The following is an 8,723-nucleotide window of genomic DNA, read 5'->3' as shown; positions in this document are numbered from 1 at the left end:
CTCCCCTGCCGCCATTTCTAGCGCTTCAGGGTCGAACCACATATCGCCAGCTTCAAGGCTGATCGTGCGGTCAACGTCAGCCTCGGTTAGGCCATTGTCACCACTGCCTTGGCCGGGCGAAGCCCATGCCGCACTCGTTATCAAACTGAGTGAAAGGGCAAACAAAGACGTTGTTAAGGAGATGTTGCGCATGGTCATTTACCTCAGAGGTTATTGTCACTTGTTCTTTATACGGTGTTAACCTGAAACGAGCCTGAACCTAACGTAAAAATATGGCCTGCTACCCAAAAGCATTGCTAACATGATGATGGGCCCTAACTGGATTCCCCCCCTGATTAGAGTCAACGCTGCAGCAATGACTTTTCGTCTTGTTGGTGCAATTGCCTATGGCAGCCTCCGCCTAAACCTCAGCGTAAGGCCCATAAGAAGGAGACCGTTAATTTCGAGCTCTGGAACGGCTCAACAAGGTGGTTGACCTGTTAGTCACCCATTCGGTGATGACACTCTTGTCAGCACTGCCGTGATCAACAAGATAACCGCGACCAGCACCATCTCCAGTGCAATACTTCTCTGTAACCGTCCTGGGGCTGTTGCGTCGCCGCTCTCAAAGGCCGGCACAAGCCGCCACTTGTTCGCGGCAGCAAATAACAGTAGCGCCGCCACAATCAATACCTTGCCGATCAAGAACTGTCCATATGCCGTGGTGAGCAGTGGCGTGAGACCGCCCGTTAGCAGCGTGGCCAACGTGACGCCCGCCAGTACCAACAAGCCGACTCCGCTTATGGCGATTTTCCCGAAACGGGTCAGAATGTGGGCGGTATTGTCCTGGTTGTGACCCCGTCCTACTAAATGGAACAGCGGCCAAAGCGAGGCCACCCAAAATGCTGCCGCCATCAGGTGAACGATCAGCAAGCCAGCCAGAACGAGGCGTGGGGTGTTTACTGTATGCCCCACCTGCACGAATGCCAGCATCACCAATAAAACGCCTACTAGGCTCACGCTGTTGGCTGTTTTCGAGAGCGCTAAGTTATTAAGCTGAATCGCCTGAACCAGCAGCAAGCCAGCTACCGCCAGCATTAGCCGGCCCCCGGACGCACCCTCAAACACGATTCCGAGCAGCATTGGGTTGGTTGCAGCAGCGATATTGCCGCCCCCAAGGTAACCAGCTTCTAAAGGCCACTGGAACAGAATCAGAATGACCCCCGCCCAGGCAGCAAAGACGCCCATGCGGGCGACGCGCCTCCGGTCGTGATGAGGGAGTCGCGGAAACGCTAGACGAAACAACACGGCACCCGTCGCAACTAGGGCACTAAGGTAAACCCCAGCCGCCACGAGAATCATCGCGACGGTCCAGACGTCGAGGCTATTTACGGAGAACCACCAGGCCACGGGTCAGGGCTCGACCGAGAAGTTAAAACCGTCAGACATCATGTGCCCGTCATCCGATAGGCCACGCCAGCGCACCTGGTAATCCCCAGCCGAAAGAGTGTCACTGGGCTTTACGAAGTAGCGATCGACCTGTTCACTGCCTGGCTGACCATCAAGAGGAACGGGGCCGTCCGGGCCTGCCACTTCAAACTGGGTGATGCGCATCATGCCACCAAACTCGATGCCAATCTCTGCTGGGGAATCCTGAATGGTGACGCCATCCTTAGGCGAAGTGCTTGCGCCCCCTTCATGGGCCAACACTGGGCTTGCGAGCGACAGCAACAGCGTTGCTAAGGTAGCGTGAATAATAGGGAGCGAAGTCGTCTTCTTTTGCATACCGTTTCCTTATATTTTTTTAGGCTTGAATGGTTCGTCGCGGAGGCTTCAAATCTGATTCGGTTGAGCCTTCAGACATCGTTCATGTGCCCTATTTGACGAACAAGGCACATGGCATCTTGCTCTTAAAGAACCAAGAGAGCATTCATGGGTTCTTTGGCTGCTGGGTTTTCGCTTCTTGGGTGGAGATGTATTTGAGCAGCATTTGTACGCGCTCTTCTTCATGGAACTGAGTCAGTGTTATAGCGTGCCAACCTGAAGCAGAGCTGAAAATGGCGGAAAAAAATGACCTGTGACAAATCTAGGGTTTGGGATCGATTTCTTCTTTACCTTTGGGCTACCTATAGGTTGTAGGCTTATAACGAAAGCTAACTTCGACTTTTTCCATTCTTATTGGGTAAGGCAATGTCTCGATCAGCAACATGATGAGGGGAAATATCATGGTTAAGCACAGGATGAACTTTGCCATTGGTCGGGCTGCAATCCTCAGTATCTTAAGTAGCGCCATCTTCGCTCAAGGCATAAACCAGGAGTGATGTCATGATGAACGCGGAATGCTTTGCTTTTATGGGATCAATGGGGTGGTTAGGCTGGTTGATGCCCCTGGCTATGCTGTTATTAATTGGCTTGGCTTGGCTTGGCTTGGCTTGGCGATCGCTTCGCTGGCCAAGTACCTCTTCAGTCGTTCACGCTAAGGAGTTGAAAATAATGCAACATATGAGCACCAAGCTTTTACTCTCTGGTTCCATGCTGCTTGGGGCGGTCTCCGCCCAGGCGGCGTTACCGCCAGAGGCAACATTGTATAAAAACCCCCAGTGCGGCTGCTGTGACGCTTATGCACGCCATCTTGAAGAGCTCGGCGTAGAAGTGACGATTATTGACGATGTAGAGCTGGGTGATATTAAGCAGCAGGCAGGCGTGCCCTATGGCCTGGGTTCATGCCATACCATTGAGATGGGCGAGTATTGGATCGAAGGCCACGTTCCAATGGAAGCCGTGCAGGCGCTGTTTGAGGAACAGCCCGATATTGACGGTATCGGTTTGGCGGGTATGCCCATTGGCACACCGGGTATGCCGGGGCCACAAGAAAGCCCTTACAATGTGTACACGTTTACAGGCCAGGAAGATGAGCCATTTATGACCCTTTAGTAGGGTGATAAAAGCTCGCCTGCTGTCTGCACGCCGTTCTAACGGACTCTTGTAGTACAGCAGGCGCATTCAAGTCATACATTACTAAAACGAAAGCGCTGTATTAAACTTAGGATTTACTTTGCTAGTGCGTTACGGGTCGATTCGTTACGGTAAGCTAAAAATAAGATTGCGTCGTTTTCTTTACACCTACACATTGCCACACTAGCAAGCCTGTTAAAGCTTACTTTGCGCAAAAACCTCCTATTAATATTACGCCTTAATAAAAGGTGAGCATGTTGTATACCCGCGTTAGTAAGATTGGCAGTTCGCATCCCACGTTTATTTCCCAAGCCCGCGTCCTTACTCGTTTTACGATGGCCAATGGGAATGGTGGTCATCGATAACAAAGACGTGCCCATGTGAGCCTGGGGAATGATGGTGGGAATGGCGATGAGGTTCCGGCCCCTCCCATCCCTCATGTTCGTGCTGATGATGTTCATCGTGGTAGTGCAGGTGGGTGTGACTTTGGGCAGCGTGCTCGTGCTCAAGAGCCATCGGGTCATGTGCGTGCCAGATAAGGGCCGCGAGCCCCGTTGCCGCCAGGGCCACCGTTCCCAGCAAAGCGAACGTACCCGTCAGTCCCAGGTTCACTCCCAGCCAGCCTGCCAACGGATAGGTGACTAGCCAACAGCTGTGTGACAACGAGAACTGGGCAGCAAACAGCGCTGGACGCTCCTCCGGCTGGCATGAACGTTTGAGCAGGCGCCCGGTGGGGGTCATGACCAACGAGGCCCCAGCGCCCAGCAGTAACCATAGCCCGACAAGCCCCGCAAACGATGGGCCCAGCCAGCCCAGGTAGAGGCTGAGTGCCATCATAACGCCACCCAGCAGCATGACTGGCCGCTCGGACACCCGTTCCAGCACCTTGGGCAGCAGTAAGGCTATTAGCATGGAGCCCCCGCCTGCGGCGGCAAAGGCCAGTGCGACTTCTTTCTCGCCCAAATTCAACACCGAGCGTACGAGTACCACCGTGTTGACGATCTGCATGGCCCCGGCGGCTGAAACAGCCAGGTTCAACGCCAGTAGCCCGCGCAACCGGGGCGTCTTCAGGTAAATCCGCATACCATGAGTAACGCGACGCCAGACGCCGGGGGCTTCCTCTAGGGGGTGAGACGCAGGCAGGATCACCGATATAACCAGGGCGGCAGAGATAACGAAGGCCAGAGCATTGATTACAAACAGGACATCAAAACCCATCACCATCAGCAATGCCGCCGCCGCCATCGGGCTAAGAAGGTTCTCTAAATCATAGGCGAGACGCGACAGGGACAATGCTCGTGTGTACTGCTCTTCGTCTTCGAGAATGTCAGGGATCATCGCCTGGAAAACGGGCGTAAAGCCAGCTGAACAAGCATTGAGCAGAAAGATCAGCACATAGATCTGCCACACTTCGGTAACAAAAGGCAGTGCGCAAACCACGGCTGCACGCAGCAAGTCCAGGCTAACCAATAAGGTGCGCCGAGGCAGGCGTGATGCATAAGCGCCGACCAAAGGGGCAATGCCCACGTAAGCGACCATCTTGATCGCCAGCGCCGTGCCTAGCACGACGCCCGCCTGACCTTCAGCAAGATCGTGAGCCAGCAACGCCAGAGCAACCGTGGTCAGGCCAGTGCCGATCAGTGCAATGACCTGCGCTAGAAAGAGATGGCGGTAGACGCGGTGGGCGAGTACATCGAGCATAGAACTTCCTCAAATGAGGGGTGCCTAAAAGCGCTTACAGGTAGCGTGCAATCGTCTTGAACTCTTCAGCCCGTGCCCGTTGCGTTTGATTCTGAGTACCCAGGGCTTCGTCTAGGCAGTGGTCGATGTGATCCAGCACTAAGGTGCGTTTAGCTTGCTGAATGGCTTTTTCTACCGCATGGAGTTGTTGAGCGATGTCCAGACAGTGGCGTCCATCCTCTACCATCTGGGTCACACTCGAAAGGTGCCCCCGAGCGCGGTTCAGGCGCTTGACGATATCGGGATGTGACTGGTGAGTATGCATTGTCATTTTCTTTTCCCTTATTATATTCCTATCCCCCCGGAGGGGATGGTAATCTATCGCCGTTATTCTGCCAACGCTATGGTTCAAGGCAGACGGTTATCTATTTTTATGATTTTTACTTTTATCCTGGTTGCTCTACATGCTCAATCGGCTGCGCCACCGCCTTGGCTATCTGACCTTTCTGTTGCTGTTCCTGCCTAGCCTGGTAATCACCAGTGTGGGTGAGGCGCGTGCGCATGGGGCGGCGAGCATGGTTAGCGTTGAGTTGTCTCTCCATGAGAATGTGCAGAAGGGCCATGGGCATACCCATGGCCACGAGCACGAAGATAGTCGCCACCTCCATAATGAGAGTGGCAGTCACTTTCACGAAAAAGCGGATCGGCCTGGGACGGGCATTGCCGTCGAGCCGAACTTCCGCGACGCCCTGCGGCTAGGCGAACGCAGCGGCCTACCGCTGCGTCGTGTCTACCGCTTGGAGCGTCCTCCACGGCCGGTCATCGCTGGATGACTGGGGCCGTCCACTGGACGGCCAACACTTAATGACAAACCCGTGGAGGTTTTATGTTTCCATCCCAACTAGGGGGTGCGTTCGGCTTGCCTGTTTTGGCCCGACGCCACGCGCTGACCCTTTTCACACTGCTGGTGATGCTCCTGGGAGCCAGTGGTGAAGCCCTTGCCCACGCCGTTGCTGAAGGCGACAAAGGGTACATCCAGGAGATCTATGGCGTTCACCTGATCTCATTCGGCTATCTCGGTGCCAAGCACATGGTGACGGGGTATGACCACATCCTGTTTTTGCTAGGGGTGATCTTTTTCCTCTATCGAATGCAGCATATCGCCATCTACGTCAGCCTCTTCGCCATCGGTCACTCTACGACCATGCTGCTAGGGGTGTACTTTAATATCGGCATCAATAGCTACCTTATCGATGCCATCATCGGTCTCTCCGTTGTCTACAAGGCACTCGATAACATCGGTGCTTATCAGCGCTGGTTCGGCTTTCAGCCCAATACCAAGGTGGCGACGCTGGTCTTCGGCCTGTTCCATGGCTTTGGACTGTCGAGCAAGATCATTGAGTACGATATCGCTTCTGATGGATTAGTCCCCAATCTCCTGGCGTTCAACGTTGGGGTAGAGATCGGCCAGCTACTGGCCCTGAGTGCCATCCTTATCGTGATGGGTTTCTGGCGACGCACCAATGGCTTCTTACGCCACGCCTACACCGCTAACGTCGCCATGATGTGCGCTGGCTTTATGCTGGTTGGTTATCAGCTCACCGGCTATTTCATCGCCTAATTCAGGAGAGACCCAAATGTACAATACCGACCTTCCCACCCGTGCCGAGTTACCGTCAACAGGTAAGTTACTTCGTTCTACGCTGATGGCAGCCGTCATTGCAGTCGCTTTGCTGATCACCGTCGTGCTGCCTGCTGAGTATGCCATTGACCCCACCGGCGCTGGCCGCTTGTTGGGGCTGACCGAGATGGGTGAAATCAAGACCCAACTGGCCGAGGAGGCCGAGCTTGACCAGGCTAATGACGAAGCCGCTGCCATGCAGGCATCACAAACCAGCACACCTCAAGAATCAGCAAGTGATAACCCGCCCACGGCTGCAAACACTGCTGCTCAACAGGCTTCAGACGTAGAGCCGGAGCAAGTAGCCTCCTTGGTACCTGACCAAGAGATGGTGCAGCCCGAGGCTAGCGTAGCGCTTGCTGAAGCTTTGGCCGCTGAAGAGGCAGCCTCCCAGGCAACTGAAGAAGCTGCCACATGGGGCGATGAAGTGAGCTTCACCCTCACACCGGGCGAGGGCACCGAGTACAAGCTGACGATGGAAGAAGGCGCTGTCGCGACATTCGCTTGGACGTCCGATGGGGGACCACTTAATTTCGACACCCACGGTGACGGAAATGGCAACTCGATCAGCTATGAGAAAGGACGCGGCGTGCCCGAAGATGAGGGAGAACTGGAAGCCGCGTTCACCGGTAACCACGGTTGGTTCTTTCGCAATCGCAATGATAACGACGTGACCGTGGTGTTGCGTGTTGGAGGGGACTATGGGGAGCTGAACAAAGTTCTCTAAAGCAGTGGCCCCTAGCGCTCTCCTGAGCGTTAGGGGCTTTTGCCATCAGCGTCGCTACATTGATGGGAAACCGTCTACAGAATTAGATGAGATAGTGATCGGTGGGTTATCTGATTTAATATAATATTTAGGCATATATGCGAAAGATCTGAAAGTCCTCTTATGGCCGAGCGAAGAATGTTAGTCTATGCTGATTGGATAGTAGAGGCGGTTGACGACCCAAAGCCGTTGCTCACGGTTAACACTATTTCAGGCATTGCCGGACTTCGCCTGTCTGGTTTTGGGAGAAGACGATGCTCACCCGTTTAATGACGCGCGACGACAGCATGCGGCTCTTTACTGATACTGCAGTGCCCGAAAATCAGGCCAAGCAAGAAACCGCAGTCAGCAGGCCGCTCCGGTTCGCAATCACTATCTTATTCCGGGGGCGAGGTGAGCGAGACAAAAGTCACTGTGCGAGCGCAGAATAGTTAGGTCTTTATGCGCATCGCTTACCACTTCCTGCGATCACGTAACCAACTTGAATGGTTCCAAGTGGTCAAAGTCGCGCTCTGGGGACCAGTTATCAAGCTGGCATGTTTTCTTTCGGCGTTCTCGATATTCAAGCAAACGATCGCGCGAGTGGCGCCAACTCCCGGACTCATCCAACACGCGATTGAGCTGTTCGACCGCTACGTACACCCGCTTCCTGAGTTTTTGTTTAACGCCATAGGAATCGATCCTAGCTACGCTTGGAAAGACCTCCTTGCGCTTTATCTGCTCATGGGGGGCATTGTGACGAGATTTGTAAAGGTGTCAGCGGAAGGTCTTTACGGCGCCCTACAAGAAAAAGACCACCAATCGAGACCTCTCGAACCACCACCCGGCTACATGGGCCCATGGGAGTACCAACCCGGTCAATCTATGAGCCGGCTAGACAGAACGTTTTTTTCCTTGATGGGAATATGCTGGTCTCTGTCCGAGAAGATTACGCGGAATCGAGTTGAGCTGACGCGCGGAGAAATCGGGAACGCCGTAATGACCACCATATACTCTTGGGTGCTTTACCCCATATGGCCCATCTCCTTGGTCTATCTGGTGCGCGCAGCAAACTCGTTGGCCTTCGGAATGAGTATGGCAGTGCCACATGCGAACTGGGAAAAGGAGCTCTCGGGAAAGCGTGAAGGTCGCGACGCTCACAAGCGAGTCGCTTGGGTTCGACAAAACAACCCGTTCAATGAGCACATGCGACCGCCACAGATCATACTGTTGCAGATTTCCTTCGTTCTCGCATGTTTCTTGTTGATTGCTATCGCCAATTCGCTGTTGGTGTGGTTGTTGCCGGGCGAGGCAACAACCTAGCGCCATGGTTGTCTAGCTCAGCCAGAACAGATTTTTTAACGATACTCAGTGGAAAACATGGGTAGGCTCTAACTATTTTCAGCTGTTACAAACGCGCTGGGCGTCACTAATTCGACAGGTATTTGGCTAACCAAGCCATCATGGATAGCAAGTTGAGACTCAGGGAAAATGCACAGTCAACTACGCGAAAATTTCCTAGACGACTATGGTTATGCCGCCATTCGATTTGTCGGCTACTACAAACCATCCAACTGATGTCTGAAATTGGCCGAAAACGGCAAAGAGCTGCTTCTAGTATTTCTGATTGAGAAGCTGAAGTACTACCATGCTCGCTATCGATCTCCTTATGCATTTATTCTA

General features: G+C 53.6%; 9 protein-coding genes and 1 pseudogene. 5 read left to right on the top strand and 5 right to left on the bottom strand.

The genetic code is table 11. The features are described 5' to 3' along the window. The 3 genes and pseudogenes from MLE19_RS22405 to MLE19_RS22395 form a co-directional block, all read right to left on the bottom strand. A pseudogene (locus MLE19_RS22405) lies at positions 1-192 on the bottom strand (cupredoxin domain-containing protein); the annotation flags it as partial. A 291-nt stretch (positions 193-483) separates the two neighbouring features. Continuing rightward, positions 484-1,341, bottom strand: coding sequence for a copper resistance D family protein (locus MLE19_RS22400; protein WP_240720555.1), 858 nt, complete (start codon positions 1,339-1,341; stop codon positions 484-486). A gap of 51 nt (positions 1,342-1,392) precedes the next feature. Next, positions 1,393-1,764, bottom strand: a complete 372-nt coding sequence (locus tag MLE19_RS22395) for a copper resistance CopC family protein (protein ID WP_035556043.1) — start codon at positions 1,762-1,764, stop codon at positions 1,393-1,395. Positions 1,765-2,472: 708 nt separating this feature from the next. On the opposite strand from MLE19_RS22395, the gene MLE19_RS22390 reads away from it, so the two are divergent. After that, the gene (locus tag MLE19_RS22390; RefSeq protein ID WP_008957442.1) at positions 2,473-2,913 is read left to right on the top strand and encodes a DUF411 domain-containing protein; all 441 of its coding nucleotides are present in this window, start codon (positions 2,473-2,475) and stop codon (positions 2,911-2,913) included. A gap of 351 nt (positions 2,914-3,264) precedes the next feature. On the opposite strand, the gene MLE19_RS22385 is transcribed toward MLE19_RS22390, so the two are convergent. Together MLE19_RS22385 and MLE19_RS22380 are read right to left on the bottom strand one after the other, a co-directional pair. Next, the gene (locus tag MLE19_RS22385) at positions 3,265-4,635 is read right to left on the bottom strand and encodes an MFS transporter (protein ID WP_008957441.1); all 1,371 of its coding nucleotides are present in this window, start codon (positions 4,633-4,635) and stop codon (positions 3,265-3,267) included. Positions 4,636-4,669: 34 nt separating this feature from the next. After that, positions 4,670-4,945, bottom strand: coding sequence for a metal-sensing transcriptional repressor (locus MLE19_RS22380; RefSeq protein ID WP_008957440.1), 276 nt, complete (start codon positions 4,943-4,945; stop codon positions 4,670-4,672). A gap of 133 nt (positions 4,946-5,078) precedes the next feature. On the opposite strand from MLE19_RS22380, the gene MLE19_RS22375 reads away from it, so the two are divergent. The 4 genes from MLE19_RS22375 (at position 5,079) to MLE19_RS22360 (ending at position 8,363) form a co-directional block, all read left to right on the top strand. Continuing rightward, on the top strand, positions 5,079-5,447 hold the full coding sequence (locus MLE19_RS22375) for a hypothetical protein (protein ID WP_022522208.1): 369 nt from the start codon (positions 5,079-5,081) through the stop codon (positions 5,445-5,447). A gap of 53 nt (positions 5,448-5,500) precedes the next feature. After that, positions 5,501-6,235 (top strand): HupE/UreJ family protein, encoded by a 735-nt coding sequence (locus tag MLE19_RS22370; RefSeq protein WP_240720553.1) that lies wholly within the window; start codon positions 5,501-5,503, stop codon positions 6,233-6,235. A gap of 16 nt (positions 6,236-6,251) precedes the next feature. After that, positions 6,252-7,022 (top strand): hypothetical protein, encoded by a 771-nt coding sequence (locus MLE19_RS22365; RefSeq protein ID WP_240720552.1) that lies wholly within the window; start codon positions 6,252-6,254, stop codon positions 7,020-7,022. A gap of 480 nt (positions 7,023-7,502) precedes the next feature. Further along, positions 7,503-8,363 carry a hypothetical protein gene (locus MLE19_RS22360; RefSeq protein WP_133729732.1) on the top strand — a complete coding sequence of 287 codons (861 nt, stop codon included), beginning with the start codon at positions 7,503-7,505 and terminating at the stop codon, positions 8,361-8,363. Positions 8,364-8,723 lie beyond the last annotated feature (360 nt).

This window comes from Vreelandella neptunia (genome assembly GCF_022489065.1).
Taxonomy (GTDB): domain Bacteria; phylum Pseudomonadota; class Gammaproteobacteria; order Pseudomonadales; family Halomonadaceae; genus Vreelandella; species Vreelandella neptunia_A.
This window is presented reverse-complemented; position numbering and strand designations above follow the sequence as displayed.